The 26,792-nt window shown below is 69.0% G+C and carries 29 protein-coding genes; 11 read left to right on the forward strand and 18 right to left on the reverse strand.

Features of this window, described 5'->3' with window-relative positions; translation table 11 throughout:
* Nucleotides 1-33 precede the first annotated feature (33 nt).
* Nucleotides 34-1,257, reverse strand: coding sequence for an MFS transporter (locus tag BYZ73_RS00130; RefSeq protein WP_112314429.1), 1,224 nt, complete (start codon nucleotides 1,255-1,257; stop codon nucleotides 34-36).
* A 115-nt stretch (nucleotides 1,258-1,372) separates the two neighbouring features.
* Here BYZ73_RS00130 and BYZ73_RS00135 point away from each other — a divergent pair, with 115 nt between their 5' ends.
* Nucleotides 1,373-2,002: a DNA-3-methyladenine glycosylase family protein gene (locus BYZ73_RS00135; protein ID WP_112314604.1), complete on the forward strand. Its 630-nt coding sequence runs from the start codon at nucleotides 1,373-1,375 to the stop codon at nucleotides 2,000-2,002.
* Nucleotides 1,999-2,673 (forward strand): alpha/beta hydrolase, encoded by a 675-nt coding sequence (locus BYZ73_RS00140; protein ID WP_245895474.1) that lies wholly within the window; start codon nucleotides 1,999-2,001, stop codon nucleotides 2,671-2,673. The genes BYZ73_RS00135 and BYZ73_RS00140 overlap by 4 nt, the downstream gene beginning before the upstream one ends.
* A 66-nt stretch (nucleotides 2,674-2,739) precedes the next feature.
* On the opposite strand, the gene BYZ73_RS00145 is transcribed toward BYZ73_RS00140, so the two are convergent.
* From BYZ73_RS00145 to BYZ73_RS00170, 6 genes are all read right to left on the reverse strand, one after another.
* On the reverse strand, nucleotides 2,740-3,912 hold the full coding sequence (locus BYZ73_RS00145) for a BaiN/RdsA family NAD(P)/FAD-dependent oxidoreductase (protein ID WP_112314431.1): 1,173 nt from the start codon (nucleotides 3,910-3,912) through the stop codon (nucleotides 2,740-2,742).
* Between the two features lie 161 nt (nucleotides 3,913-4,073).
* Nucleotides 4,074-4,685: a cytochrome b/b6 domain-containing protein gene (locus BYZ73_RS00150; RefSeq protein WP_112314432.1), complete on the reverse strand. Its 612-nt coding sequence runs from the start codon at nucleotides 4,683-4,685 to the stop codon at nucleotides 4,074-4,076.
* A 21-nt stretch (nucleotides 4,686-4,706) separates the two neighbouring features.
* Nucleotides 4,707-5,162 (reverse strand): c-type cytochrome, encoded by a 456-nt coding sequence (locus BYZ73_RS00155; RefSeq protein WP_108023246.1) that lies wholly within the window; start codon nucleotides 5,160-5,162, stop codon nucleotides 4,707-4,709.
* A gap of 150 nt (nucleotides 5,163-5,312) precedes the next feature.
* On the reverse strand, nucleotides 5,313-6,158 hold the full coding sequence (locus tag BYZ73_RS00160) for a gamma-glutamyl-gamma-aminobutyrate hydrolase family protein (RefSeq protein ID WP_112314433.1): 846 nt from the start codon (nucleotides 6,156-6,158) through the stop codon (nucleotides 5,313-5,315).
* Nucleotides 6,128-7,147, reverse strand: a complete 1,020-nt coding sequence (locus BYZ73_RS00165; protein ID WP_112314434.1) for an amidoligase family protein — start codon at nucleotides 7,145-7,147, stop codon at nucleotides 6,128-6,130. Before BYZ73_RS00165 ends, BYZ73_RS00160 begins: the two co-directional genes overlap by 31 nt.
* 183 nt (nucleotides 7,148-7,330) lie before the next feature.
* The gene (locus BYZ73_RS00170; protein ID WP_108023698.1) at nucleotides 7,331-7,654 is read right to left on the reverse strand and encodes a HesB/IscA family protein; all 324 of its coding nucleotides are present in this window, start codon (nucleotides 7,652-7,654) and stop codon (nucleotides 7,331-7,333) included.
* An 87-nt stretch (nucleotides 7,655-7,741) separates the two neighbouring features.
* Here BYZ73_RS00170 and BYZ73_RS00175 point away from each other — a divergent pair, with 87 nt between their 5' ends.
* The 6 genes from BYZ73_RS00175 (at nucleotide 7,742) to scpB (ending at nucleotide 14,204) form a co-directional block, all read left to right on the forward strand.
* Nucleotides 7,742-8,929, forward strand: a complete 1,188-nt coding sequence (locus BYZ73_RS00175; RefSeq protein WP_112314435.1) for a deoxyguanosinetriphosphate triphosphohydrolase — start codon at nucleotides 7,742-7,744, stop codon at nucleotides 8,927-8,929.
* A gap of 50 nt (nucleotides 8,930-8,979) precedes the next feature.
* Nucleotides 8,980-10,725: an arginine--tRNA ligase gene (gene argS / locus BYZ73_RS00180; protein ID WP_112314436.1), complete on the forward strand. Its 1,746-nt coding sequence runs from the start codon at nucleotides 8,980-8,982 to the stop codon at nucleotides 10,723-10,725.
* Between the two features lie 150 nt (nucleotides 10,726-10,875).
* Nucleotides 10,876-11,757 carry an SPOR domain-containing protein gene (locus BYZ73_RS00185; protein ID WP_245943009.1) on the forward strand — a complete coding sequence of 294 codons (882 nt, stop codon included), beginning with the start codon at nucleotides 10,876-10,878 and terminating at the stop codon, nucleotides 11,755-11,757.
* A complete protein-coding gene (nagZ, locus tag BYZ73_RS00190; protein ID WP_245895475.1) occupies nucleotides 11,754-12,770 on the forward strand; it encodes a beta-N-acetylhexosaminidase in 1,017 nt (338 codons plus the stop codon). The genes BYZ73_RS00185 and nagZ overlap by 4 nt, the downstream gene beginning before the upstream one ends.
* Entirely contained in the window at nucleotides 12,763-13,557 is a 795-nt protein-coding gene (locus tag BYZ73_RS00195; protein ID WP_112314437.1) for a segregation and condensation protein A, read from the forward strand. The genes nagZ and BYZ73_RS00195 overlap by 8 nt, the downstream gene beginning before the upstream one ends.
* The gene (scpB, locus tag BYZ73_RS00200; RefSeq protein ID WP_112314438.1) at nucleotides 13,557-14,204 is read left to right on the forward strand and encodes an SMC-Scp complex subunit ScpB; all 648 of its coding nucleotides are present in this window, start codon (nucleotides 13,557-13,559) and stop codon (nucleotides 14,202-14,204) included. Before BYZ73_RS00195 ends, scpB begins: the two co-directional genes overlap by 1 nt.
* Nucleotides 14,205-14,283: 79 nt before the next feature.
* On the opposite strand, the gene BYZ73_RS00205 is transcribed toward scpB, so the two are convergent.
* From BYZ73_RS00205 to BYZ73_RS00240, 8 genes are all read right to left on the reverse strand, one after another.
* The gene (locus BYZ73_RS00205) at nucleotides 14,284-14,535 is read right to left on the reverse strand and encodes a ribbon-helix-helix domain-containing protein (RefSeq protein WP_112314439.1); all 252 of its coding nucleotides are present in this window, start codon (nucleotides 14,533-14,535) and stop codon (nucleotides 14,284-14,286) included.
* Entirely contained in the window at nucleotides 14,532-14,723 is a 192-nt protein-coding gene (locus BYZ73_RS00210; RefSeq protein WP_112314440.1) for a DUF4169 family protein, read from the reverse strand. The genes BYZ73_RS00205 and BYZ73_RS00210 overlap by 4 nt, the downstream gene beginning before the upstream one ends.
* Before the next feature lie 4 nt (nucleotides 14,724-14,727).
* Entirely contained in the window at nucleotides 14,728-16,122 is a 1,395-nt protein-coding gene (fumC, locus tag BYZ73_RS00215; protein WP_112314441.1) for a class II fumarate hydratase, read from the reverse strand.
* Nucleotides 16,123-16,212: 90 nt separating this feature from the next.
* On the reverse strand, nucleotides 16,213-16,686 hold the full coding sequence (locus BYZ73_RS00220) for an SspB family protein (RefSeq protein WP_108023271.1): 474 nt from the start codon (nucleotides 16,684-16,686) through the stop codon (nucleotides 16,213-16,215).
* 218 nt (nucleotides 16,687-16,904) lie between these two features.
* On the reverse strand, nucleotides 16,905-17,330 hold the full coding sequence (locus tag BYZ73_RS00225) for a nuclear transport factor 2 family protein (protein ID WP_112314442.1): 426 nt from the start codon (nucleotides 17,328-17,330) through the stop codon (nucleotides 16,905-16,907).
* Between the two features lie 159 nt (nucleotides 17,331-17,489).
* The gene (locus BYZ73_RS00230; RefSeq protein ID WP_112314443.1) at nucleotides 17,490-18,977 is read right to left on the reverse strand and encodes a tripartite tricarboxylate transporter permease; all 1,488 of its coding nucleotides are present in this window, start codon (nucleotides 18,975-18,977) and stop codon (nucleotides 17,490-17,492) included.
* Nucleotides 18,974-19,435: a tripartite tricarboxylate transporter TctB family protein gene (locus BYZ73_RS00235; protein ID WP_112314444.1), complete on the reverse strand. Its 462-nt coding sequence runs from the start codon at nucleotides 19,433-19,435 to the stop codon at nucleotides 18,974-18,976. The genes BYZ73_RS00230 and BYZ73_RS00235 overlap by 4 nt, the downstream gene beginning before the upstream one ends.
* 13 nt (nucleotides 19,436-19,448) lie before the next feature.
* Complete coding sequence (locus BYZ73_RS00240; protein WP_146746237.1) at nucleotides 19,449-20,435, reverse strand: Bug family tripartite tricarboxylate transporter substrate binding protein; 987 nt, start codon at nucleotides 20,433-20,435, stop codon at nucleotides 19,449-19,451.
* Nucleotides 20,436-20,799: 364 nt separating this feature from the next.
* Here BYZ73_RS00240 and BYZ73_RS00245 point away from each other — a divergent pair, with 364 nt between their 5' ends.
* From BYZ73_RS00245 to BYZ73_RS00255, 3 genes are read left to right on the forward strand one after another with little or no spacing between them, the layout of a single operon-like run.
* Nucleotides 20,800-21,846, forward strand: coding sequence for a methionine ABC transporter ATP-binding protein (locus BYZ73_RS00245; protein WP_112314446.1), 1,047 nt, complete (start codon nucleotides 20,800-20,802; stop codon nucleotides 21,844-21,846).
* Nucleotides 21,836-22,510: a methionine ABC transporter permease gene (locus BYZ73_RS00250; RefSeq protein WP_108023283.1), complete on the forward strand. Its 675-nt coding sequence runs from the start codon at nucleotides 21,836-21,838 to the stop codon at nucleotides 22,508-22,510. Before BYZ73_RS00245 ends, BYZ73_RS00250 begins: the two co-directional genes overlap by 11 nt.
* Nucleotides 22,511-22,539: 29 nt before the next feature.
* Entirely contained in the window at nucleotides 22,540-23,316 is a 777-nt protein-coding gene (locus BYZ73_RS00255) for a MetQ/NlpA family ABC transporter substrate-binding protein (RefSeq protein ID WP_108023285.1), read from the forward strand.
* A gap of 598 nt (nucleotides 23,317-23,914) precedes the next feature.
* Here BYZ73_RS00255 and BYZ73_RS00260 read toward each other — a convergent pair.
* The 3 genes from BYZ73_RS00260 to BYZ73_RS00270 form a co-directional block, all read right to left on the reverse strand.
* A complete protein-coding gene (locus BYZ73_RS00260) occupies nucleotides 23,915-24,469 on the reverse strand; it encodes a bactofilin family protein (protein ID WP_108023287.1) in 555 nt (184 codons plus the stop codon).
* On the reverse strand, nucleotides 24,459-25,799 hold the full coding sequence (locus BYZ73_RS00265; RefSeq protein ID WP_245943010.1) for a M23 family metallopeptidase: 1,341 nt from the start codon (nucleotides 25,797-25,799) through the stop codon (nucleotides 24,459-24,461). The genes BYZ73_RS00260 and BYZ73_RS00265 overlap by 11 nt, the downstream gene beginning before the upstream one ends.
* A 370-nt stretch (nucleotides 25,800-26,169) precedes the next feature.
* On the reverse strand, nucleotides 26,170-26,631 hold the full coding sequence (locus BYZ73_RS00270) for a peroxiredoxin (protein ID WP_112314448.1): 462 nt from the start codon (nucleotides 26,629-26,631) through the stop codon (nucleotides 26,170-26,172).
* Nucleotides 26,632-26,792: the final 161 nt, after the last annotated feature.

Raw genomic sequence — 26,792 nt, forward strand, 5'->3', positions numbered from 1 at the left:
CGGTCCCGCCAAGGGGGCCGGGCGCGGGCCGGTTCAGGCTTGGTCCTTCGGGCGCAGGGTCAGCCAGATCAGCGCGCCGCCCGCAAGCGCCAGGAACGGCACCATGGCCATGTTGACGGCCATCCAGCCCTCTTGCGCCGAGCTGGCCGAGCAGTTCATCAGCCCGCCCGAGGCCAGCGAGGCCAGGGTGACGCCGCCGAAGACGAGGATGTCGTTCATCCCCTGCACGGCGCCGCGCTCTTCGGGCCCGTGGGACTGCGCCAGCATCGCGGTCGCGCCGATAAAGCCGAAATTCCAGCCGATCCCCAAAAGGATCAGGGTCACCAGAAAGCTCTCGATCTCGACGCCGGTCAGCGCCACGGCGCCCGCGGCGGCCAGGATCGCAAGCCCCAGCGCCACGATGGGCCGGGCGCCGAAGCGGGCGATCAGATGGCCGGTGAAAAAGCTTGGCACATACATCGCCAGCACATGGGCGGTGACGATATCGGCGGCGGTGCCGGTGTCGAAGCCGCAGCCCACGACCGCCAGCGGGGTCGAGGTCATCACCAGGTTCATCAGCGCATAGGACACCATCCCGCAGATGATGGCGACGGCGATGGCGGGATCGCGCAGCAGGTCGGCCCGGCTCCGGCCGTGGTGATGCGCCGGATCGCGGGGCGGCGGGCGCGGGATGTCGAGAAAGGCAAACAGCAGGACGCCCGACAGGTTGATGCCGATGGCGACCAGATAGGTCCCGAGAAACGGGATCACCATCGTCTCGGCGGTGACCTTCACCAGCTGCGGCCCGAGGATCGCGGCCACCAGCCCGCCCGCCAGCACGTAGGAAATTGCCTTGGGCTGGAACGCGCCCTCGGCGGTGTCGGCGGCGGCGAAGCGGTAAAAGCCCTGCGCCGACATATAAAGCCCGGTCAGCAGCGACCCGGCGAGGAAAAGCGCGAAGGACCCCTGATAAAGCCCCAGCGCCGCGATGCCCGCGCCTGCCGCCCCACCGGCGATGCCCAGCAGGAACCCGGCCCGCCGCCCGGCGCGCTGCATGAACCCCGACAAGGGGCCCGCCGACAGCATCGAACCCAGCACGATCAGCGAAATCGGCAGCGTCGCGAGGCAGGGATTGGGCGCAAGCGTCTGCCCGGCCAGCCCGCCCACGGTGAAGATCATCGACATCTGAGCCCCCAGAAACGCCTGGGCCAGCACCAGAACGGTCACGTTGCGCCGGGCGCGCCTGCTTTCGCGGGAGGGGGCGATATCCATGGTCATGGCGTCTGACCTAGCGCGGCGGCGTAAAGGGGGGAAGCCGCTATTTCGGGTCCGGCCCGGGGTCGGGACGGGATGGCTCTTGGCGGGCGCGGCGCGCGGGCCTATCGTCCGGTCCATGGTGGGACGGATCATCGAAACCGAGGCCTGCATGGCCGAAGGCGCGGCGCATCTGGTGGCGGTCGAGCCGCGCTTCGGCCATGCGCTGGCGCTGACCGGGCCGCTGCCGCTGCGCCGCCGCAAGGACGGGTTCGAGGCGCTGTTGTCGGCCATCGTCAGCCAGCAGGTCTCGGTCGCGGCGGCCGATGCGATCTGGACCCGGATGAAGACCGCGCGGCTGACCGGCCCGCGCAAGATCCTGTGGGCCAGCGACGACGACCTGCGCGCCTGCGGGCTTTCGCGCCAGAAGATCCGCTATGCGCGCGCGCTGGCGGGGGCGGGCATCGACTTCGCCGCGCTGCGCGGGCAACCAACCGAAGAAGTCATCGCCACGCTGGTCGCGGTGCCCGGCATCGGGCGGTGGACGGCCGAGATCTACGCGATGTTCTCGCTCGGCCGGGCCGATGTCTTCGCGCCCGCCGACCTCGCGCTGCAGGAATCCGCGCGGCTTCTGTTCGAGCTGCCCGACCGCCCCGGCGAACGCGCCCTGCGTCAGTTGGCCGAGCCCTGGGCGCCATGGCGGGCCGTTGCGGCACGGGCGCTTTGGGCCTACTACCGGGTGGCCAAGGACAGGGAGGGCATCAGGTGACACGGGTTCTGGAATCGGGGCGCGCGGGCGCGGCCAGGGGCAAGGCGGACCATCTGGTGATCTTCCTGCACGGCTATGGCGCGAACGGGGCCGATCTGCTGGGGCTCGCGCAGCCGCTGGGGCCGCATATGCCGGGCACGGCCTTTCTGGCCCCCGATGCGCCCGAGCGCTGCGAAGGCGTGCCCTTCGGCTTTCAGTGGTTCCCGATCCCCTGGATCGACGGCTCGTCCGAGGAACAAAGCGAAGCGGGGATGCGGCGCGCGGTCGATGACCTCAATGCCTGGCTCGACGCGGTGCTGGCCGAAGAAGGGGTCGCGCCCGAAAACGTCATTCTCTTCGGCTTTTCGCAAGGCACGATGATGGCGCTGCATGTCGCCCCGCGCCGCCCCGCGCCCGTCGCGGGCGTGGTCGGCTTTTCGGGCCGTTTGCTGGCGCCCGAAACGCTGGAGGACGAAGCCGTCTCGCGCCCGCCGGTTCTGCTGGTCCATGGCGATGCCGACGACGTGGTGCCGGTCGAATCCCTGCCCGAGGCCGGCAATGCGCTCAGCGGCGCGGGTTTCGAGGTCTATGCCCATGTGATGAAGGGCACGGGCCACGGCATCGCCCCCGACGGGCTGTCGGTCGCGCTGGCCTTCATGCGCGAGCGGCTGGGGATCGACGGGCTCGACTAGCCCGCCGGTTCCGCAGGTCGGCCCGGCGTCTCCGGGCGAAGCGGGCGACCCGGCCCGGCGCCGCGATCAGCTTCGGGACCGGGCGGCGATGGCCTCGCCTGCGGCCCGGGCCGAAGACCAGGCCCACTGGAAATTGTAGCCGCCCAGCCAGCCCGTGACATCGACCGCCTCGCCGATGGCGTAAAGCCCGGGAACTCCCGTGGCCTCCATGGTGCGCGAGGACAGCCCGGCGGTCGAAATGCCGCCCGCGGTCACCTCGGCCTTGGCATAGCCCTCGGTGCCGGTCGGGAAGAGCGTAAGACCGCCCAGCGCGGCGGCGGCGCGGTCGATCTCGGCATCGGAGGTGTTTCCAAGCTCGGCACCGAACCCGATCCGGGCGGCCATCGCCTCGGCCAGCCGGTTCGGAAGCATCTCGCTCAGCGCGGCGCGGAGCCGGGCGCGGGGGGCCTTGCGCCGTGCCGCGCGCAGACGCTCGGCCGCGTTCGCGACCAGCGTCAGCGTCACCGGCGCGCCGGGTGTCCAGTAGGACGAGACCTGCAGGATGGCCGGGCCGGACAGGCCGCGATGGGTGAAAAGCGCAGCCTCGGTAAAACTGGCCGTGCCGACCCGCGCCGTCACGGGACAGGACAGCCCCGAAATGCCCGTCAGGTCCTGCGCGTCGGGGCCCAGCGTCAGCGGCACCAGCGCCGGTCTTGGCGGCACGATCCCGAGCCCGAAGCGCCGGGCGATGTCATAGGCGATGCCGGTCGCACCCATCTTGGGGATCGAGGGGCCGCCGGTGGCCAGCACCAGCTGCGGCGCCGTGGCGCCCGCCACGCGGAACATCCCGTCGCCATGGCCGATCTCGCCGATCGGGGTCGAGAGCCGGATCTCGACCCCGCCGCGCGCGCATTCGTCCAGCAGCATGGTCACGATCTGCCGGGCCGAGCCGTCGCAGAACAGCTGCCCCAGGGTCTTTTCGTGCCAGGCGATCCTGTGACGCTCGACCAGCGCGAGGAAATCCCATTGGGTATAGCGGGCCAGGGCGGATTTGGCGAAATGCGGGTTCTCGGACAGGTAATTCCCGGGGCCCGCGCCGGTATTGGTGAAATTGCAGCGCCCGCCGCCCGAAATCAGGATCTTCTTCCCGGCCGCCTCGGCGTGATCGAGCAGAAGCACGCGCGCCCCGGCCTGTCCGGCGGTGGCCGCCGCCAGAAGGCCGGCAGCCCCGGCTCCGAGTATGATCGCATCGTAATTCATGCCGGTGCTCTAAGCCGCCCGGCCGGAGGGGAAAAGGACGAAATGAAGGGGGCGGGGGCGGCCTTGGGGCGGATGCCGGGCTTGCGGGACGGTTGGTCCGGGGGCGGCGGAAAGCGCGCCGCTCCGGGGCCTCGGCGAGGCCCCGGGCGCGTAGCTGTCGTTCAGAGGTCCTTGCGGACGGTCTTCTTGCCGGTGATCATGGGCGTCACCAGGTTTTCGCCCTTCCACTTGGAATAGAAGGCGATGGCCGCGACGTGCAGCGCCACGAGACCCAGCACCACCCAGCCCATCTGGACGTGGAATTTCAGCGCGGCTCGGGTGGTTTCGGAACCGACGTATTTCGCCAGCGGCCCGACATTGATGTAGTCGTCGGGGTCGACGAAAAGGCCCGATCCGGCCTGCAGCAGCAGCGCGCCCAGCAGGATGAAGACGAAGAGCCCGCCCACCGGGTTGTGCCCCGGCCAGTAGGAGGGTTTCCGGCGGAACATCCCGAAGACGTATTTCAGGATGGAGAAGGGACCGTAGGCGAAGCTTGAGAACCGGGCATGCTCGGGGCCCCAGAGGCCCCAGAGCAGCCGGAAGGCCAGAAGGCCAAGCACCGCATAGCCGAACCAGAAATGCAGGGTCATCTGGTCGGGGCCGAAATGCCCCAGGCCCCAGGCCGCGACGACCGAAATCGTCAAGGCCCATTTGAAGAGGCGCAGGAGCGGGTCCCAGACCCGGACGGTTTGCAGGGTTTCGGTGTCGCCAGGGGCGGTGCTTGTATCCTTCATGGTGCGATCCTCAGGTCAGTCTCAGTGCTTGGCGCGGTACGTGTCGTGGCAGCCCTTGCAGGTGCCGCCGACCTGCTGGACGCCCTTGGCCAGCTCGCCCTTGTCGAGACCGGCAACCTCGTTGAGGTTTTCGACCGCCTTCACGAAGGCCATGCCTTTTTCCTGAACGCCGGCCATGTCTTCCCAGATCTTCGGCAGCGCATCGGTGCGGCCGGGCATGTCGGCATTCGAGGTGCCGGGCATGTAGAGATGGCCGACATTGTAGCGGGTGAGGGTCAGCATGTTGTCGGCCGCGGTCTGCGCCTTGGCCCCGTCATAGTCGGTCTCGCCTTTGACCATCGACACGAGGGTGCCCATGTTGGCGCCGAGCAGACTGTAATAGCCTTGGCGGGCCTCGACGACGTCGTCCTTCACGTCGGCAGCCGAGGCCGCCAGCGGCAGCGCGGCCAGAGCAGCGGTCAGAAGAATCTTGTGCATTGCAGGTCTCCGTCCTGGGTTGCGGGTTTGGCTCATGTTCGCGCGCCGGTCTCTATAACGTGGACCGGCGGAATTTCCGTTGCCAAAACCACGTCATTTTTCACAGAGGATCTGTGCCCGAATGCGGTATTGCGGTGCCCGTCCCAGAACCTATATCTTCAAGTTGTCTTTATCCGCGCGAGGCCTGTCCCGCGATGCCCGGTCGGGGGTGCCCGGCCCATCGCCGTCCTGCCCATCGCCGCCCGGACCGGACCGGTCGAGCCTTGCCTGTTCCAGAAACCTGTCGACGGCCTTCCATTGGCCGCGGGCGTTGCGCATCGCCGACGCGGCCGCGACCAGGGCCGCGAAGATCGCGCGCTGGCGGCGGGCATAGAACAGATGTTCGGGATGCCACTGGACCCCCAGGGCAAAGGGATCGCGGCGCCGCTCGACCGCCTGGATCATGCCGCCCCGGTCGCGCGCCGCGACCTCGAGATGTTCGCCGAGCCGCGCCACGGCCTGGGAATGCAGCGCATTGACCCGCATCGGGCGAGGGCCTGCGATCTGGGCCAGCCGGGTTCCGGGCGTCACCGTGACCGCCTTGCGCGGCAGAATGGTCCAGACCCGTTTCGAGGCGGTATAGGTGCCGTAGGCGTCCTGATCGAGCGTGCCCCCCAGTGCCACGTTCAGCATCTGCGCGCCCCGGCAGATCCCCAGAACCGGCTTGCCACGGGCGATGGCGGCCTCGACCAGACGCCGTTCCAGCGCGTCCCGCTCCGGGTCGAGCCGGGCCGAGGCCACCAGCTGCATGCCGTAAAGATCGGGCGAGATGTCGTCGCCGCCGCCGATGATCAGCCCGTCGACCCCGTCGATATCGGCACTGCGCCCGGTGCCCCAGCGGACGCCGCGCCCGCCCGCAAGCCAGAGGTTGAAGGCCACCAGCGGGAACACGCGCCATCCCGAGCGGGACGAGGTGGTCACCGCGATCAGCGGCCGGTCGTGGCGTCCGAACCGCATGTGCCGTCCCAAAGCTCCAGCCCGCAGAGAACCCGGTCGAGATGGTCGAACCAGTCCGACCGGGTGGTGGTCAGCGCCGCCCGGTAGTCAAGCCAGTCGGCAGCGAGCCCCTCCAGCGCGGCGGTGTCGGCGGCCAGCCGCTCGACCATCACCCAGCGGTTCCATTCATAGGCCAGCCGCCAGCCGGGCTCGTCGATCCGGCAATCGGGCAGGCGGTAATGGAAGGTGGGCCGCGCCCCGACCGCGTCGGCGGAGGGGCCAAGCGCCTGCGCCACCCGGTCGCCCGCGAGATGGGCAAGGCATGGCAGCATGTCGAGCCCGCGGTTGCGGGTGGGCGTTTCGGCCAGATAGGCCTCGACGAAGTCATCCCGCGACCAGCCGCGCCCGGCCGCGGCCAGCCGGTCGACGAAGCCGCGCGGATAGGGGTCGACAAAGGGCAGAAGCCGCCGCGACGGGTCGATCGGGTCGGCCTTGCGCAGCCAGTCCTCGATCAGCGCGAAGGCGCGCACGACGGGCACCAGATCGGCGGCCTCGGGGCCGGCGATCTCGGGGTTCAGATGCAGCCCGAACCCGAGAAACATCCCCTCGCGGCTGCCCTGCGCCCCCGCCGCCCGCAAGGCCCCGCGCAGCCGGTCCGCCTCGGGCAGCTGGTCGGGGGACAAAGGCGGGGTCACCACCTCGACCGGGACCACGGCGCGGCCGAGTTGCAGTCCCAGATCGGCCAGCGCGCTGCCGGCCTTGTCGCGGAAGGCGGTATCGAGGCAGATCGAGACGACGCCGAGCTCGGGCGTCTCGACCTCCAGATCGAAGGCGGCGATCTCGCGCACCGTGCCGCCCAGCGTCCGCGCCACCACCTCGGCGGCCTCGGCCTCGGTCAGACCGCCGAACTCGATCTCGATGCCGGCCCGCCGCATCTGCCCGGCACGGGTCTCGCGCGGGCAGAGCGGCAGGAACCTGTCGCGTGGCAAAAGCTGGGTAATACCGTCCATAACTGCCTTTCGGTGTCGGCCGGCGTGCCGGGCACCCCGGATCGAGCCCCCGACGCGCAGGTCGCGTCAGATCAAGCCCCGACGCGCAGGTCGCGTCAGATCGAGCCCCCGACGCGCAGGTCGCGTCAGATCAAGCCCCGACGCGCCCGGCGTGTCACAAAAAGCCTGGACGCGCCCGGTGGGTCACATCGAGAACGAGGTGCCGCAGCCGCAGGAGCTGGTTGCGTTCGGATTGTCGATCACGAACTTGGCGCCGATCAGCTCGCGGGTAAAGTCGATTGTCGCATTCTGCAGGAAGGGCAGCGATACCGAATCGACCACGACCTTCTCGCCCGCGCCCTCCAGCACCAGGTCGTCCTCGGCGGGCGCATCCAGCGTGATTGAATATTGGAAACCCGAACAGCCGCCCCCCTCGACGGCGATCCGGAGCGCCTTGCCCTGTCTGGCGGCGCCGATTTCGGACAGGCGCGCATAGGCGCGCTCGGTAACCGTGGGCGGAAGCGTCAGGTCCATCTTGCGCGAATTCCCTCATGTCAATTCCGGTCCCCAGTGAATATATGACCCCACCTGACGGGAACAAGCGACGGAGCAGACATGCTGGCGCCTTTTGCATGCAGACCTTCCGAAAGCCGCGGCCGGCTTTCCCCCGAGGAGGAAAGCGCCTTCCGGTCCTGCTTTCAGCGCGACCGCGACCGGATCATCCATTGTTCCGCCTTCCGGCGGCTGATGCACAAGACCCAGGTTTTCGTGGTCCATGAGGGCGACAGCTTCCGCACCCGGCTGACCCATACGATCGAGGTCGGGCAGGTGGCGCGGACCATGGCGAACGCGCTGGGGCTGAACGTGGAACTGGCCGAGGCGGTGGCGCTGGCCCACGATCTGGGCCACACTCCCTTCGGCCATACCGGAGAGGACGCGCTGGCCGCGCTGATGGCGCCCTATGGCGGCTTCGATCACAATGCGCAGGCGATCCGGATCGTGACCCGGCTGGAACGGCATTACGCCGATTTCGACGGGCTGAACCTGACCTGGGAGACGCTGGAAGGCATCGCCAAGCATAACGGGCCGGTGCCGCGCCCGCTGCCCTATGCGCTGGCCGAGTACGACGCCCGCCACGATCTGGAACTTCACACCCATGCCAGCGCCGAGGCCCAGGTCGCGGCCATTGCCGACGATGTGGCCTATAACAACCACGACCTGCATGACGGGTTGCGGGCGGGGCTGTTCACCGAGGAGGAACTGGCCGGGCTGCCGATCCTCGAAGACTGCTTCGCCGAGGTCGACGCGGCCTATCCGGCGCTCGACCCCAAGCGGCGGCGGCACGAGGCGTTGCGCCGCTTCTTCGGGGTGCTGGTGACCGATGTGATCGAGGGCGCGCGGGCGACGCTGGCCGAGGCCCGGCCCGGCTCGGCCGCCGAGGTGCGCGCGCTGGGGCGTCCGGTGATCGGCTTCTCGCCCGCGCTTTTCGCCGCGCTGCGCGAGATCCGCACCTTCCTGTTCCACCGCATGTACCGCGCGCCCTCGGTGGTGAAGATGCGGGCCGATGTCACGAAGATCGTGCAGGACCTCTTTCCGCTCTATCTGGGCGATCCGGCGCTCCTGCCCGCCAAATGGCGCGAGGATGTGGCCGCCGCGCCCGACGAGACCGCGCTTGCCCGGATCGTGGCCGATTACATCGCGGGCATGACCGACCGTTTCGCGATCGGGGAACATGCGCGGCTGATCGGCCCGAACGGCCTCACCCCTTCGGCGCAGGGCGGCCCGGGCGGCTCGGCCCGTTGACCCCGCGCGCGTCCGTGATAAACCGCTCGCCAGCCGGAAAGGGACCGACCATGAACCTCTTCAACGATCTGCGCGCGCTGGTGATCGACTGTCTGGACGCGATGGCCGCCGCGGGCGAGCTGCCTGCGGGGCTCGACACCTCCAACGTCGCGGTCGAACCGCCGCGCGATGCCGCCCATGGCGACATGGCCACCAATGCCGCGATGGTGCTGGCCAAGCCCGCCGGACAGAAGCCGCGCGACATCGCCGAGAAACTGGCCGCGCGGCTGGCCGCCGATCCGCGCATCGCCACCGCCGAGGTGGCGGGCCCGGGGTTCCTGAACCTGCGGCTTGCGCCCGCGGTCTGGCAGGGGCTGGTCGCGACGGTGCTGGGGCAGGGGGCCGATTTCGGCCGTTCGGACATCGGTCAGCGCCAGAAGGTCAATGTCGAATTCGTCTCGGCCAACCCCACCGGCCCGATGCATGTGGGCCATGTCCGGGGCGCCGTGGTGGGCGATGCGCTGGCGAGCCTGCTCGACTTTGCCGGCTGGGACGTGACCCGCGAATACTACATCAACGACGGCGGCGCCCAGGTCGACGTGCTGGCGCGCTCGGCCTATGAGCGGTACCGCGAGGCCAACGGGCTGGAACCCGAGATCCGCGAGGGGCTGTATCCGGGCGACTACCTGATCCCGGTCGGCGCGGCGCTGAAGGAAAAATACGGGGCGAGCCTTCTCGACAAGGGCGAAGAGCACTGGCTGGCCGAGATCCGCGTCTTTGCCACCGACATGATGATGGACATGATCCGCGAGGATCTGGCGGCCCTCGGCGTCACGATGGACGTCTTTTCGTCGGAAAAGGCGCTTTACGGCACCGGCAAGATCGAGGCGGCGCTGGACCGGCTGAAAGGCATGGGCCTGATCTACGAGGGCGTTCTGGAACCGCCGAAGGGCAAGACCCCCGAAGACTGGGAACCGCGCGAACAGACGCTGTTCCGCTCGACCGCCCATGGCGACGACGTCGACCGTCCGGTGATGAAATCGGACGGGTCCTGGACCTATTTCGCCCCCGACATCGCCTATCACTTCGACAAGGTCGAGCGCGGCTTCGACCAGCTGATCGACATCTTCGGCGCCGATCATGGCGGCTATGTCAAGCGGATGAAAGCGGCCGTCGCGGCGCTGTCCGGGGGCCGGGTGCCGCTCGACATCAAGCTGATCCAGCTTGTCAAGCTCTGGAAGAACGGCGAGCCCTTCAAGATGTCCAAGCGCGCGGGCACCTATGTGACGCTGCGCGATGTGGTCGAGCAGGTGGGCCGCGACGTGACCCGCTTCGTCATGCTGACCCGCAAGAACGACGCGCCGCTGGATTTCGATTTCGACAAGGTGCTGGAACAGTCCAAGGACAACCCGGTCTTCTATGTGCAATACGCCCATGCCCGGGTCTGCTCGGTGCTGCGCAAGGCCGCCGAGGCGGGCATCGCCGCAGATGACGCGACGCTGGCTGCGGCTGACCTCACGAAGCTCGACCACGAGGCCGAGATCGCGGTGGCGAAGAAACTCGCGGAATGGCCGCGCCTGATCGAGATCGCCGCGCGCACCAACGAACCGCACCGGGTCGCCTTTTATCTGTACGAACTGGCCTCGGATCTGCACGCGCTCTGGAACCGGGGCAACGAACAGCCCGAATTGCGCTTCCTGCAGGAGGGCGACGCGGCCACAAGTCAAGCCAAAATCGCGCTGGCCCGATCCGTGGCCGTTGTCATTTCCGCCGGTCTTGGTATTCTTGGCGTTACTCCGGTCGAGGAAATGCGCTGAAAAACAAGGCGCAATCCGTCCGGAGCGGCACAGGCAAGAACCAGAACCGGGCAGCCGAGTGCGCCTGGAAACGAGGCGGCAATGGCGGAAATCGATTTCAACGCAATGCGCGGGTCGGGGGGGCATGATGTCCCGCCCTCTCCGAAAACGATGCTGAACTGGGCCGGCGGTCTCGTCTCGCTGACCCTGATGGCGGGGCTTGTGACCTGGGGCTACCAGGTCGTCATGCGCGACGTCAGCGGGGTGCCGGTGATCCGCGCCCTCGAAGGGCCGATGCGGATCGCGCCCGACGATCCGGGCGGGCGCCAGGCCGAACATCAGGGCCTTGCGGTCAACCGCGTCGCGGCACTGGGCGAGGCCGGGCCTCCGGCCGACATGCTGCAACTGGCCCCGGCGCCGGTCGATCTGGCGGGCGACGACCGCCCGGTGATCGCGCCGCCCCCCGCCGAGGCGGCCGCCTATGGCGCAGCGGACGAGACCGCGCCGATCCTGGCTGCGGTCGGGGGGGCTGCGATGCCGGTGCCCGATGCCGATGGCGGCGCGCTCTTCGAGGGCGACGACCTGTCCGCCGCGGCCGACCCCGAAGCTCTGGCCGGGGACGATGTCGAGGGCGCCACCGAGGCCGCGCTGCCGCTGCCCGCGGGGGCGCTGCGCCAGTCGCCGCGCCCGAGAATCCGCCCGCAAGAGGACTTTGCCGCCCGTGCCGCCATTGCCGCCGCCCGGGCCGCGATGACCGCACCGGTCGCGACCGAGGTCGCCGCCGACAGCGTCGCCGTCGGGACCGCCCTGGTCCAGCTGGGCGCCTTTGACAGCGGCGACGAGGCGCGCGCGGTCTGGGACAGCCTTGCGAGCCAGCGCCGGTTCGCGGGCTTCTTCACCGACAAGACCCGGGTGATCCAGACCGTCGACCGCGGCGGCAAGACCTTCTTCCGGCTGCGCGCCTCGGGCTTTGCCGACATGGCGGCCGCCCGGCGGTTCTGCGCGGCGGTTTCGGCCGAGGGCGCGGACTGCATCCCGGTGGTGGCCCGGTGAGCAACGGCGTCGGGGCCTTCATCGCCGGATGTTCCGGACCCGTCCTGACGCCGACCGAACGGGCGTTCTTTGCCCGGACCCGGCCCTTCGGGTTCATCCTCTTTGCCCGCAATATCGAAGAGCCCGAGCAGGTCCGCAGCCTGACCCGCGACCTGCGGCAGGCGGTGGGCCGCAAGGCGCCGATCCTGATCGACCAGGAAGGCGGCCGGGTGCAGCGCCTGCGCCCGCCCCATTGGCGCCCCTGGGCGCCCGCGCTCGACCAGATCACTGTCGCGGGTCCGGCCCATGCGGCGCGGTCGATGTATCTGCGCGCGCGGCTGATCGCCTTCGAGCTGTCGATGCTGGGCATCGACGTCGACTGCGCCCCGGTCGCGGACATCGCCCGGCCCGAAACCCATGAGATCCTGAAGAACCGCTGTTACGGGACCGAGCCCAAAGCGGTGATCGCCTGCGCCAAAGCGACGGCAGAGGGGCTGCTGGAAGGCGGCGTGCTGCCCGTGATCAAGCATATCCCCGGCCATGGCCGCGCCACCGCCGACAGCCATCTGCACCTGCCGCGGGTGAAGGCCAACTGGACCGCGCTGGAAGTGACCGATTTCGCCGTCTTCCAGGCGCTCGCGGGGATGCCGATGGCGATGACCGCCCATGTGGTCTATGACGCCATCGACCCCGATCTGCCTGCCACGATCTCGCCCAAGGCCATCGCGATGATCCGGCGCGGCATCGGCTTCGGCGGCTTCCTGATGTCGGACGACGTGTCGATGAAGGCGCTGAGCGGCACCATCGCCGAACGGTCCCGCGCCTCGATCCAGGCGGGCTGCGATGCGGTTCTGCACTGCAATGGCGACATGGCCGAGATGGAAGAGGTGGCCGAAGCCAGCGGCACGCTGACGGGCGCCGCCGCCGACCGCGCAGCCCGCGCGCTGGCCCGCCGCCGCCCGCCCCAGCCGATCGACGTGACCGCCGTCGCGAGCGAGCTTTACGGACTTCTGGAGAAGGCCGCCCATGGCTGAGGGCCATGATCGCGAAACCGCCGACACGCCCGACGCCATCGCCGCGCGGCAGGCCGCCGAGGCGCTGATCGTCGATGTCGACGGCTTCGAGGGGCCGCTCGACATGCTGCTGATGCTGGCCCGGACGCAGAAGGTGGATCTGCGAAGGATTTCCGTCCTGCATCTGGCCGAACAGTATCTGGCCTTTGTCGAGACCGCGAAAAGCCTGCGGATCGAACTCGCCGCCGATTATCTGGTGATGGCGGCCTGGCTTGCCTTCCTGAAATCCCGGCTGCTGCTGCCGCCCGACCCGACCGAGGACGGCCCCTCGGCCGAGGATCTGGCCGCCCACCTGGCCTTCCAGCTGGAACGGCTCGAGGCGATGCGGGGCGTCGCCGCCCGGCTGATGGCGCGCGACCGCAAGGGGCGCGACTTCTTCGGGCGCGGCATTCCCGAAGGGGTGGAACGGGTGCGGCGGGTGCAATACACTGCGACGCTGCTGGATCTGATGCAGGCCTATGCCCGGATCCGCACCAAGGACGACTTCCGGCCCTATGTGATGGACCGGGACGCGATCTACACCATGGAAGAGGCGCTGGAACGGATGCGGGGGCTGATCGGCTATGCGGGCGACTGGGTGGACCTTGCCACCTGGCTGCCGGAAGGCTGGCACGCCGACCCCGCGCGCCGCCGGTCCGCCACCGCCGCGCATTTCGCGGCCTCGCTCGAACTGGTCAAGCAGGGCCAGCTGGAACTGCGCCAGGCGGGCACCTTCGAGCCGATCCAGATCCGCCGGAAACCGCACTGATGTCCCAGCCCGACGGCCCGGAAGACGACGAAGAGGGCAGCCTCTTCGAGGCGCCGCCGCTGGGCGAGCAGGAACGCATGGTCGAGGCGATCCTGTTTGCCTCGGCCGAGCCGGTGCGGGTTGCCGACATGAATGCCCGCATGCCGCATGGCTGCGACGCCGCCCGGGCGCTCGAGGCGCTGCGCCGCCGCTATGAGGGGCGGGGGGTGCATCTGGTGCGGGTGGGCGAGTCCTGGGCCTTTCGCACCGCGCCGGATCTGGGCTTCCTGATGCAGAAGGAAACCGTCGAGCTGCGCAAGCTGTCGCGCGCGGCCATCGAGACGCTGGCGATCATCGCCTATCATCAGCCCGTCACCCGCGCCGAGATCGAAGAGATCCGGGGCGTCTCGGTCAGCCGGGGCACGGTCGATCAGCTGCTGGAGCTGGAATGGATCCGCTTCGGCCGCCGCCGGATGTCGCCCGGCCGCCCGGTGACCTATGTGGTGACCGAAACCTTCCTCGACCATTTCGGGCTGGAAAGTGCGCGCGACCTGCCGGGGCTGCGCGATCTGCGCGCCGCGGGCCTTCTGGACAGCCGCCCGATGCCCGGCACCGAGGAGGACGACACCGACGACGCGCAGGGCGACATGTTCGAGGACGAAAGCTGAGCCGCAGGTCGGCGCCCGGCGCCGGGTCGGGCCCGGTCCCCGGGCCTGCTTGCGCCAGAGACGTGCCGCGCCAGCTGCCCTAGCGGTCCCGATCCCTAGCCCGATCCCGGTCCAGAGCGCGGCGGAAATGGGTCAGCACATGTACGCGCAGCGCCGAGGCCAGCCCTACGTCGAGCCCCCGGCTTTCGTCGATCTCGGCGGCCAGCGCATTGACCGCAATCCCGCGTTCGGCCGCGATCTCGCGCAGCGCGCGCCAGAATTCATCCTCCAGCGACACCGAGGTCCGGTGCCCCTTCAGCGTCAGCGACCGCTTGACCGGTCGCCCGCTCATGCCTCGTCGTCCGGGGTCCGCTTGTGGCCGTCAAGGGCGGCGCGGGCGCGGGCGGCATCACGCTCTTCCCGCGCCTTCTGCCCCTTGGTCCGGCCGAACCGGGCGGCGTTCTCGTCGGCCTCTGCCTTCTTCGCCGCCCGCTCGCGGGCCTTGCGCGCCTGACGCAGGTTGACGATGCCGCCCGTCATCGGGTCAGTCCTTCGGACCGATCATGTCTTCGGGCCGGACGATCCGGTCGAAGGTCTCGCCATCAACAAAGCCCAAAGCGATGGCCTCTTCGCGCAGCGTCGTGCCGTTTTTATGCGCGGTCTTGGCGACCTTGGTGGCGTTGTCATAGCCGATGGTCGGTGCCAGCGCCGTCACCAGCATCAGGCTTTCCTTCATCAGCTTCTCGATCCGCGCGGTGTTGGCCTTGGTGCCCACCACCATGTTGTCGGTGAAGGACCCCGCCGCGTCGCCCAGCAACTGCATCGACTGCAGCACGTTGTAGGACATCATCGGGTTGTAGACGTTCAGCTCGAAATGGCCCTGGCTGCCGGCAAAGCCCACCGCCGCGTCATTGCCCATGACATGGGCGCAGACCATGGTCAGCGCCTCGGCCTGGGTCGGGTTGACCTTGCCCGGCATGATCGAGGACCCGGGCTCGTTTTCCGGCAGGATCAGCTCGCCCAGACCGGACCGCGGCCCCGAGCCCAGAAGCCGCATGTCGTTGGCGATCTTGAACAGCGACGCCGCCACCGTCTTCAGCGCGCCCGAGAACATCACCATGGCGTCATGCGCCGCCAGCGCCTCGAACTTGTTCCCGGCGGTGACGAAGGGCAGGCCGGTGATCTCGGCGATCTCGGCAGCGACCCGGGTGTCCCAGCCCTTTCTGGTGTTCAGCCCAGTGCCGACGGCGGTGCCGCCCTGGGCCAGTTCGTAGATGTCGGGCAGGCAGGCCTTGATCCGGGCGATGCCCTTTTCGACCTGGCGGGCATAGCCCGAGAATTCCTGACCCAGCGTCAGCGGCGTCGCGTCCTGGGTATGGGTGCGGCCGATCTTGATGATCGAGGCGAATTCGTCCGACTTGGCGGTCAGCGCCTCATGCAGCTTTTCCAGCCCCGGCAGCAGCACGTCGCGGGCCATCATGCCGATGGCCACATGCATCGCGGTCGGGAAGGTGTCGTTCGAGGACTGCCCCATGTTGCAGTGATCGTTCGGGTGCACCGGGTCCTTCGAGCCCTTGACGCCGCCCAGCATCTCGATCGCGCGGTTCGAGATCACCTCGTTGGCGTTCATGTTCGACTGGGTGCCCGACCCGGTCTGCCAGACGACCAGCGGGAAGTTGTCGTCGAACTTGCCCTCGATCACCTCCTGCGCGGCGGCGGCGATGGCCTCGCCCAGCTTGGGGTCCAGCCCGCCCTGGGCCATGTTGACCCGTGCGCAGGCCTTCTTGATGACGCCGAGCGCGCGGATGATCGCGACCGGCTGGCGTTCCCAGCCGATCGGGAAATTCTGGATCGAACGCTGGGTCTGGGCGCCCCAGTACTTGTCGGCGGGCACGTCGAGGGGGCCGAAGCTGTCGGTCTCGGTGCGGGTTTCGGTCATCGCAATCCTCCGGTCGGGTTCGGTCCAGCTAATAGGCCGGGCCGGGCTCCGGAGCAATGCCCCCGACCTGCCGCGATCGGCCGGTCGGGCCTATTTGCGGAACTTGTCGAGGCTGACCACCTGCGCCTCGCCCGGACCGGCGCTGCCGCCATTGGCGTCGGGGCCCGGCTGTTCGGGGCCGTCGTCGTCCTCGTCCTCCTCCTCGTCGCTGTCCTGCGTCTCGAACCTCAGCCCGAACTCGACCGAGGGGTCGACGAAGGTGCGGATCGCATCGAAGGGGATATACAGCGGCTCGGGGCTGTCGCCGAAATTCAGGGTGACCGAGAATCCGTCCTCGTCGACCGAGAGATGGTCGTACCAGTGTTGCAGCACGACGGTAATCTCGGTGGGGTAGCGCTGGCGCAGCCAGTCGGCCATCTGCGCCTCGGGATGGGTCGTGTCGAAGGTGATGAAGAAGTGGTGGTCTCCGGGCAGTCCGTCGGCAGCGACATCCGACAGCACCGTGCGGATCAGACCCCGCATGGCGGCATGCATCAGATTGCCATACTCGATCCGGTCGGACATCGCGGTGATACCTCTGGGTTGTGTTGCGCCCAGCATAGGGGATTCGACGGGCAGGGGAAGGGGGCGGATGCAATTGCCCCCGAGCCCGCGCCCCCGAGAGCCGCGGCGAGGCGCGGGAGCGGGGCTGTCGGGCCGCGGGACGTGCGGGAAAGACCGTCCGGGCGCGGGCCGGGCAGCGGCCGGGCGGGGCGGGCCCCAGACCCAGCGCAAGACCAGCCTCAGACCAGCCGCTGGCCGGTCATGCCCAGTTCCAGCGCATCCTTCGGCAAAAGCCCGAGCTGGAGGAAAAGCCCGAGGAAATCCAGAGAATTGTAGGCCTCGGCCACCTTGTCGCCCTCAAAGCGCAGCATGACCTGGCCGATCAGCCTGATCGGCTGCCCGTCACCCGGGCGCCGGGCCTCGAGCTCGATCAGCGCGGACAGCCAGTCGCCCGATTCGACCACCTTGGCCAGGCGGAAGGACGGCTCGTCGACCAGATGCATCATCGCCTGGGCGAAGACGCTGAGATCGCCCGGGGTCACGGCGAGGCCCGGGAGCAGGCCCTGTTCCTGAAGATCGGGGGTGAAGAGCGTGTCGACGGCGTCGAGGTCGCCTTCGAGATAGACCCTGCGATACCACTGTTCCAGACGTGCAGCCCGGTCCATGTCGCCTCCTTCTGATGGCTCTTCGGGCCGGTCGGGGGGGGGGCAACAGCCCGGCCTCGTGCCCCGATTTCTGCGCCTGAAACCTTATCATGCCGTTAAAAGCGGCAGGCGGCGCGGGCAAGGGTTTGAAAAGGAGCGGTTTCGCGGCGCGGGGCGGGCTCAGCGGGCGCGCCGCCGCCAGACCTGCACCAGCGACAGCGCCAGCAGCCCGACCGTCGCAAGAACGAATCCCGCCGCGATGGGGCGGTCGAGAAACACCATCGGATCGCCCCGCCCGATCAGCAGGGCGCGGCGCAGGTTGGTCTCGATCAGCGGGCCGAGAACGAAGCCCAGCAACAAAAGCGCCGGGCTGAAGCGCGCCAGCGCCAGCAGATAGCCCGCAAGCCCGATGGCCGCGACCGCCAGGATGTCGAACGAGAGGCCCCGCACCGAATAGACCCCGAGGCAGAGAAAGATCAGGATCGCGGGGTAAAGCCAGCGGAACGGGATGCGCAGCATCGCCACCCAGATGCCGATCAGCGGCAGGTTCAGCACCAGCAGCAACAGGTTGCCGATACCGAAGCTCGCGACCAGCCCCCAGAACATCTCGGGCCGGGCCTCCAGCATCAGGGGTCCCGGCTGAACGCCGTGAATAACCAGCGCGCCCAGCATCAGCGCCATGATCGGATCGCCCGGTATCCCCAGGGTCAGCGTCGGCACGAAGGCCGAGATCGCGGCAGCGTTATTGGCCGACTCGGGCGCCGAGACGCCCTCGATGGCGCCTTCGCCAAAGCGTTCCGGGGTGCGCGATACCCGGCGTTCCAGCGCATAGGCCAGAAAGGACGACAGCGTCGAGCCGGTGCCGGGCAGGGCGCCGAAGAAGCTGCCAAGCGCGCTGCCCCGCAGCATCGGCCCCGGCAGCCGTTTCAGGTCGTCGCGGCGGGGCAGAAGCTGGCGGCCGCCGATCCTTTCGGTCACGCCCTGACGGTCGGGATCGCGCACATTCGCGATCACCTCGGCCACGCCGAAAAGACCCATCGCCAGCGCCACCAGATTGATGCCGTCCAGAAGCTCGGTCCGGCCGAATGTGAACCTCTGCACCCCCGAATTGACATCGGTGCCGACACAGCCCAGCAGCAGGCCCAGTACCACCATGGCAAAGCCCTTGGCCGGGCTGGACGATCCGATGGTCGAGGCGGCGACCAGCCCGAGGATCATCATCGCGGCGTAATCGGCGGCCCCGAAGGCGGTCGCCGTGTGCGACAGCCACCCCGCAAGCGTCACCAGCACCGCGATGCCGATCATGGACCCCGCAAAGGACGAGGCCATGGCCGTGAACAGCGCGACCCCCGCCCGGCCCTGCCGGGCCAGCGGATAGCCGTCAAGCGAGGTCACCGCCGATTGCGGCGTGCCCGGAAGCCGCATCAGGATCGAGGCGACCGACCCGCCATATTGCGCGCCGTAATAGACCCCCGCCAGCATGATCAGCGCCGCTTCGGGGGTGATGTAATAGGTGATCGGCAGCAGCAGCGAGATCGCCGCCATCGCGCCGATGCCGGGCAGCACGCCGACGAAGGTGCCCAGCACCACGCCCAGCACGCAATAGATCAGCACCGCAGGCTGCAGCGCGAACCCGATGCCGTAAAGCAGCCCCTCCCAGGTCGTCATGGCAGGCGCGGCCAGAGGGGCAGGCTCATCCGAAGCCCGAACCCGAAAACCAGCACCGTCAGCAGCGCGATCGCCGCCGCCAGTGCCAGCCGCCAGCCCCAGCCCGGACGCGGCGCCGGAAGCGAGGCGACCAGCACCGCCGCCGCCGTCGCGGCCACAAGGCCGATCCGGAAAAGCCCGAGCCCGAAGACGAGGATCGCGGCCAGCACCGCAAGGGCCGCCAGCGGCTCGATGCCGGGCGCGTCCGACCGGCGGCGCAGCGCGGGCAGGGCCACGACGAGGCCAAGCACGGTCAGAAGCCCGCCCAGAACGGCGGGAAAGAAGCCGGGCCCCATCCGGCGCAGGGTGCCGATGTCATATTGCGCTAGCGCCCAGCCCGCCGCCGCCGCGCCAATCGCGGCGAGGGCGAGCCCGCCCAGGATATCGGGCCAGTCCCTGTGCATCGGGTCCCGTTGCATCGGCGCGGGTGCCTCAGGGCTTGGCCGCGACCCGGTCGATCACCGCGCCCCACATGGCGGTGTCGGCCGCGATCCGGTCGGCCAGTTCCCCGGGCGTGCCGGGCGCGGCCTGCCAGCCGATGGCCAGCAGCTTCTGTTGCACCTCGGGATCGGCAAGGATCGCACCGATTTCGGTGTTCAGCCGCGCGATGATGGCCGGGTCGGTCCCGGCGGGGGCGATGAAGGCGTTCCAGAGCTCGGCCCGGAAATCTGCGGGCAGCCCGGCCCGACCGGCCAGCACCGGCACGTCGGGGGCCTGCGGGAAGGGTTCGGCCGAGGTGATGCCCAGCATCCGCATCCGCCCCGCCTCGACCTGCGGCAGCGCGGCCGAGGGCGCCATGAAGCCCGCATCGATCTCGCCCCCGACGATCGAGGTGGTGACCTCGGCATAGCTGGTGAAGGGGATGTGAAGCAGGCTGACGCCCGCGGCATCGGCGAACAGCTCGGCCGTCAGATGCGCGCCCGACCCCTGGCCGACCGACCCGTAGCTGAGAAACTCGGGCTCGGTCCCGGCCGCCGCGATGAAGCTTTCCAGATCGGTGAAGTCGGAACTTGCCGAAACCGCCAGCACCAGCGGCGAGGTCGCGATCAGCGTGACCGGGGCGATGTCGGTGGCCACGTCATAGCCCGTCGATTTCATCAGCCGGGCGGCCGTGGTCAGCGGGCCGTTGATGGTGGTGGCAAAGCTGAGGCCGTCGCCCGCATTGGCCAGCATCTGCTGGACGCCGATCACCCCGCCCGCGCCGGGCTTGTTCTCGACCACGACGGGCTGGCCCAGCCGCTGGGCCAGGGGCTCGGTCACGATCCGGGTCAGCGTGTCGGGCGAAGACCCGGCGGGGAAGCCCACATAGACATGAAGCGGCGCGGTCGGCCAGGCGTCCTCGGCGGCGGCAGCGGTGGGAAGGGCGGTCAGAGCCACGGCGCAGGCAAGCGCGGAACGGCGCGTCATCCGAAGGGTCACGGGGTCTCTCCTTTAAGGTCGGCGCCAAAGGACACGATCCGGCGGCGCATTTCAACTGCGTTCCTACCGCGTTCCTTGGGGGCGAAGCGAGGGTCGCAACCGGACGACTGACGCGGCGGCAGGACCCGCGCCCGACCGGGGGCCGGGGCCGTTTGTCCGGGGCGGGGCGGGCAGGGCGGAACGGATCGTGCTCCGGCCCGGCGGCGGGCGGAATGGTCTTGGCTCGGGCCACGGTGGGTCGGGAGGCGGTTCTTATTCGGCCTTTCGGGGCCGCTTTCTCGCGCGCCCGCGGCTCTGTGGGGTTGCGTCCGCTGCGGCTTTGGGGCACCCGACAGCCCGGACAGCGACAGCGGAACGGGACGGCATGACCGGGGCGACGATCAGCTTTGAAGGCGTGGGCAAATCCTATGCCGGCGGTGGGAAGGGGCAGGTCACGGCCCTGAGCGATGTCACGCTGAGCGTGGCGCCGGGCGAGATCTGCGGCATCATCGGCCGCTCGGGTGCCGGCAAGTCGACGCTTCTGCGCATGGTCAACGGGCTCGAACGCCCCAGCACGGGCACCGTCACCGTGGGCGGGCGCGATGTCGGTCGGGCGCGCGGTGCGGCCCTGCGGGCGATCCGCCGCGATGTCGGCATGATCTTCCAGCATTTCAACCTGCTGTCCTCGCGCACGGTGCATGGCAACATCGCCCTGCCGCTGGAAATCGCGGGCGTGCCTGCTGCCGAGATCGGCCCCCGGGTGCGCGACCTGATCGCCCGGGTCGGGCTCGAGGCGCAGGCCGAGCGCTATCCGGCCGAACTGTCGGGCGGGCAGAAACAGCGGGTCGGCATCGCCCGGGCGCTGGCCACGCAGCCCAAGGTGCTGCTGTCGGACGAGGCGACCTCGGCGCTCGACCCCGAAACCACGCGGACGGTGCTGGAGCTTCTGCGCGACATCAACCGCGATCTGGGGCTGACCATCCTGCTGATCACCCATGAGATGGCCGTCGTCCGCGACATCGCCAGCCATATGGCGGTGATCGACCAGGGCCGGATCGTCGAGGCTGGCGCGACCTATGACATCTTCGTCACGCCCCGGCATCCGACGACGCGGTCCTTCCTGTCGGGCGTGACCGGGATCACCCTGCCGGGCTTCATCGCGGGCCGCATGACCGAGACCCGGCCCCATGGCCCGGCCGAAGAGATCGTCCGCATCACCTTTGCCGGGGCGCACGCGACCGATCCGATGCTGGCGCGAATGACGGCCGAGCGGGGCATCGCCGTCAACATCCTGGCCGGCGCCATCGAAGAGATCGGCCCCCGGCCCTTCGGCAACCTGCTGGTCGCCATCGACGCGGCGCGTGGCCCCGAGGCGCGCGACTATCTCAACCGCCACGGGCTTTCGACGGAGGTGCTGGGCTATGTCGGCTAACCTGATCGGGCTGTTGATCGAGGCCACGCTGCAGACGCTTTACATGGTGTCGGTGTCGGCGGTGCTGGGCACGGTTTTCGGGCTGCCGCTGGGCGTGTTCCTGGCCACCTCGCAACGCGGCGAGTTGCTGTCGGCGCCGCTCGTCAACAAGGCGCTGGGGCTTGTCGTCAATGCCGCGCGCTCGGTGCCCTTCATCATTCTGGTCGTGGCCATCATCCCCTTCACCCGGGCGCTGGTCGGCACCTCGATCGGCACCGATGCCGCCATCGTGCCCTTGACCATCGCGGCGACGCCCTTCATCGCCCGGCTGGTCGAGAACGCGATCCGCGAGGTCGATGCGGGCCTGATCGAGGCCGCCCGCGCGATGGGCGCGACGCCCCTGCAGATCATCCGCAAGGTGCTGCTGCGCGAGGCGCTGCCCGGCATCGCGCTTGGGCTCACGCTCGCCGTGGTCAGCCTGATCGGCTATTCGGCCATGGTCGGCGCGGTCGGCGGCGAGGGGCTGGGCGATCTCGGCATCCGCTACGGCTATCAGCGCTTCATGCCCGACGTGATGCTGGCCGTCGTCGTGATCCTGATCGTGCTGGTGCAGATCGTGCAATCGGCCGGCGAATGGATCGCCGCCCGTGTCGACCGCCGCGCGCCGCGCAACCGCGGCCACTGAACGCTCGCAGACAAGAAAGGAACCGTCCGATGCTGCGTCTGATCCCTCTCGTTTCCGCCCTCGCCCTGTCGGCCGCCGCCGCGATGGCCGACGACATCCGTGTCGGCGTCTCGCCCGGCGAACATGCCGAGATCATGGAAGAGGTGGCCAAGGTCGCCGCCGGTGCCGGGCTGAATATCGACGTGGTCGAGTTCTCCGACTATGTCGTGCCGAACCAGGCTCTGGCCGATGGCGATCTCGACGCCAACAGCTTCCAACACCGCCCCTATCTGGAAAACCAGATCAAGGATCGCGGCTTCGATCTGGTCGAGATCGCGACCACCATCACCACGCCGATGGGGGTCTATTCCGACAAGATCGAGGATCTGGCCGCGCTGCCCGAAAAGGCCAAGGTCGCGATCCCGAACGATCCGACCAATGGCGGCCGCGCGCTTCTGCTGCTGCAGGATCTGGGGCTGATCACCCTGGCCGAGGGGACCGGGCTGGTGCCCAGCCCGCTTGACGTTCAGGACAACCCCAAGGGGTTGAAATTCCTCGAACTGGACGCCGCCCAGCTGCCCCGCGCGCTGGCCGATGCCGATATCGCGGTCATCAACACCAACTACGCCATCGCCGCGGGGCTCAGCCCCAAGGACGATTCCATCGCGATGGAAAAGGCCGAAAGCCCCTACGTGAACATCATCGTGGCGCGCAACGGCGATCAGGACCAGCCCTGGGTCAAGACCCTGGTCGAGGCCTATCACAGCCCCGAGGTGAAGGCCTTCATCGACGAGAAATATCACGGCGCGGTGCTGACCAGCTGGTGATCGGCCCCGGCAGGACTGCCGCGCGGGCGTCTTGAGGCCCGCCAAAGACGGAATGGCGGCCCCGCCGGATCGCGGGGTCGCAGTTCCTGTCCTCGGTCACAGCGCTGTCGGGCGGATCGGCTTTGGCGCGCGGAAGAGGCCGGTCGGGTCTGGCGGCGGACCGCGTCGCTCGTGCCGGGATTTCGGCGCTCTCCTGGATGTCCTCCGACGCGAGACTGACGAGGGGCTTTCAGGACGTCGCCGCTGGCCCGAGGCGAGGTCCGCGCCGTTTCGCGGGCGCAGGGCCTGCGAAGGGTTCTCCCGAAGCGCGGCGGGATGCGATTGCGGCCGACGCTTGCCGGGCCGGGCGGTCCGACCGGCGCGGAGGGCGTCACCGTCCCGATCCAGGCCGACAGGGCGCGGCGCGACAAAAAGGCCGCCCGTGCGGGGGGCGGCCTTCGATCCTGTCGGATCTTCCGGGGAACCGGATCGTCCCGGTCAGGGTCGGGCGGTTGCCGGACCCGGTCGGGATCATCTCTGGAGGATCAAGACCCCACCCGCCCGTTTGTCGGGTCGGTGCGGGGTCTTGTGGCCTCCCCCCCGGAGCTCGTGGTTCGTCTCAGGCCTTGGGCGCGCCCTCGCCGGGCTTGCCGGGGGCAGTCCCCTGCGGGCGGGCCTGCGGTTGCGCGGCTTGTCCGGCCGGGGCGGATTGCACCCGCTTGCCGGTGTTCAGCGGATCGTCCTGGCGCTGCACCGAGCCTTCGAAATGCGCGCCGCTCTCGATCGCGATGGTCTTGTGGATGATGTCGCCCTCGACCCGGGCGGTCGAGGTCAGGCGAACCTTCAGCCCGCGCACGCGGCCGATCACCCGGCCGTTGATCACGACGTCATCGGCGACGACCTCGCCGCGCACGGTGGCATTCTCGCCGACGGTCAGCAGATGGGCCGAGATGTCGCCGTCGATGGTGCCCTCGATCTGGATATCGCCGGTGGTCTTGAGATTGCCGGTGACGACGAGGTCGGAGGACAGCATCGAGGCGGGCGGCTTGGCGCGGGGCGGCGTGGGGAGAGGGCTGTCGCCGGGGCGGGGAGCGGCGGGCGTCTCGAATGCCTTCGCCTTCTCGGCCTCGCCGGCCTTGGGCCCGGGCTCGTTGATCCTGCTCTTAGAAAACATTTCTGGCTGCCTTGATATAGGTCATCGGGTTCACGGGTTTCCCGTCGACGCGCACCTCATAGTGAAGATGGGTGCCGGTCGACCGTCCGGAACTTCCCATATCACCGATCCGGTCCCCGCGCGAGACCCTTTGGCCGGCCTCGACGCGGATCTTCGACATGTGACCGTAGCGGGTGACGATCCCGAATTCGTGCCGGATCTCGACCATGCGGCCATAGCCCGACACCCATTGCGCCTTGACCACCACCCCGTCGGCGGTGGCGTAGATCGGCGTGCCATAGGCCGAGGCCATGTCGGTGCCTTCATGCATCCGCTGCCCGCCCAGCGTCGGATGCTCGCGCACGCCGAAGGGGCTGGTCAGCCGGTAGCCCGCCTTGACGGGCTGGGCGAAGGGCAGCTTCTCGGCCGCGATCCGGTACATGTTGATTTCGTCGAGACGGCCCATGATCGCGCGGGCGCGGATCTCGTCGGGGGTCAGGTCGGCCGCGGCGCCCTTGGTCGAGACCGACAGCGGCGTCAGCGGGCCGCCGACGCCAGAATAGCCCTGGCGCACGCGGTTGATGATGGACTTGGTGTTCAGCCCCGCCGCCTTGAACATCTTGTCGAGCGGCGCCATCGAGACCGTCAGCGCCTCCTCGAGCGAGGTGAAGATCTGGTCGTTGCGTTCGGCGTCAAGCTCGCGCTCGTAGGAAATGGTGCGGACCATGTCATAGGCCGAGGCCGCGTCGGCGGCGATCCGGTCGCGTTCCTCGGCGGTCTGGTCGAGCGCGCCGGTCAAGAAGGCGAGGGTTTGCTGGACATCGGCCGGGCGCGGCCCTTCGGCGGGCGCCGTTTCGCCCGCCAGCTGCGCGGCCAGCTCCTGGCTGCGGCCTTGGGCGGTGTCGCGTTCGGCAAGCGTGCGGCGCAGCGTCTTCTGGATCACGGCCATCCCGGTTTCCAGCTCGCGGCGGCGCTCTTCCGAGGCCAGCAGCGCGGATTGCATCTTCGAGACCTCGTCGAGCGCGAGGTTGAACCGGTCCTGCGCCTCGCGCACATCCTGGGCGCGGCGGTCGCGCTCGGCGGCGATGGCATTCAGGCGGCTGTCGTAAAGCGCCTGTTCGCGGCGGGCCTGATCGCGCAGATTGCCCGAACCGACCTGGTCGATCAGCAGGATCGAGCTAGCTACCATGGTCCAGGCGACAAGCGCCGTCGTGCCCGAGAGGGCCGCCGCCTGGGTCAAAGGCGACAACCGGACGAAACGCGTGCTGTCGTCGGACCGGAGGAATAGTCGTTTTTCGGGAAGGTAGCGCCCGAGCGCCACATCGATGCGGTGAAGGAATCGCGCCGTCAATGTCTGCCTCATCTGCCCGTTTCCGGTCCGGTTCAGACGCTCCGCAGCCGGGACGCCTTTGTCCCGTGACTACTCAGAGCCCTGTCCCATCGCAAGGTTCTTAAGCCCTTTTCAGGCATTTGGGTGAAACTTAGGCGGAAGGCGGCGAAATCCTGCCGATTTACACGCGGGAGTTGCATTAACCTCACAGGTTCGATCCGGATAATCCGGACCTGTCGCGACCGGGCCACAGGGTCTGACACGGTCGGGTTGAAAGGCCGAGAGGCACGGGGCGCGGTCCGCCCCGCCCGTGTTCGCAAGGGCCCGTGTTCGCAAGGGGCAGGGGGCGTCGGCGTCACCGGGCGGGGCCTCCGACGCTCCTAGGACCCGGTCACAGCGCGCGGACTGCCTCCAGCACCTCTTCGGCATGGCCCGGCACCTTCACCTTGCGCCAGATCCGGGCGATGCGGCCCTCGCCGTCGATCAGGAAGGTCGCGCGCTCGATGCCCATATAGGTCTTGCCATACATCGATTTCTCGACCCAGACGCCGTAGCGCTCGCAGACATCCCCGGCCTCGTCGGACAGAAGCGGCACGCTGAGCTCGTGCTTGCAGCGGAACTTGCCATGCTTGACGACGCTGTCCTTCGAGATGCCGAAGACGCGCGCGCCCGCCGCCTCGAATTCGGCCAGCAGGCCGGAAAAGGCGATGGCTTCCTTCGTGCATCCCGACGTGTCATCCTTGGGATAGAAATACAGCACCACGGGCGCCGGGCGCTGCGCCGACAGGGTCACGGGGTCGCCCGCATCCTGAGGCAGGGTGAAATCGGGGGCGGTCTGGCCGGTCTCGGTCATGGTCAACTCTTTCCTCGGGGCCCGGATAGGACGGGCGGGACGGGTTGGCAGATGGGCGCCATCGGTGTAGCGCGACGGTGTAGCGCGACGGGGCAAAGAATAGCCGCCGCGGGCAGGCGGGCAAGACGGGAGCGGGCGGGCCGCGCTGCGGCGGGGCGCCC

Origin of the sequence: Rhodovulum viride, assembly GCF_003265965.1 — a bacterium.
In the GTDB taxonomy this organism is placed as follows: Bacteria; Pseudomonadota; Alphaproteobacteria; order Rhodobacterales; family Rhodobacteraceae; genus Rhodovulum; species Rhodovulum kholense.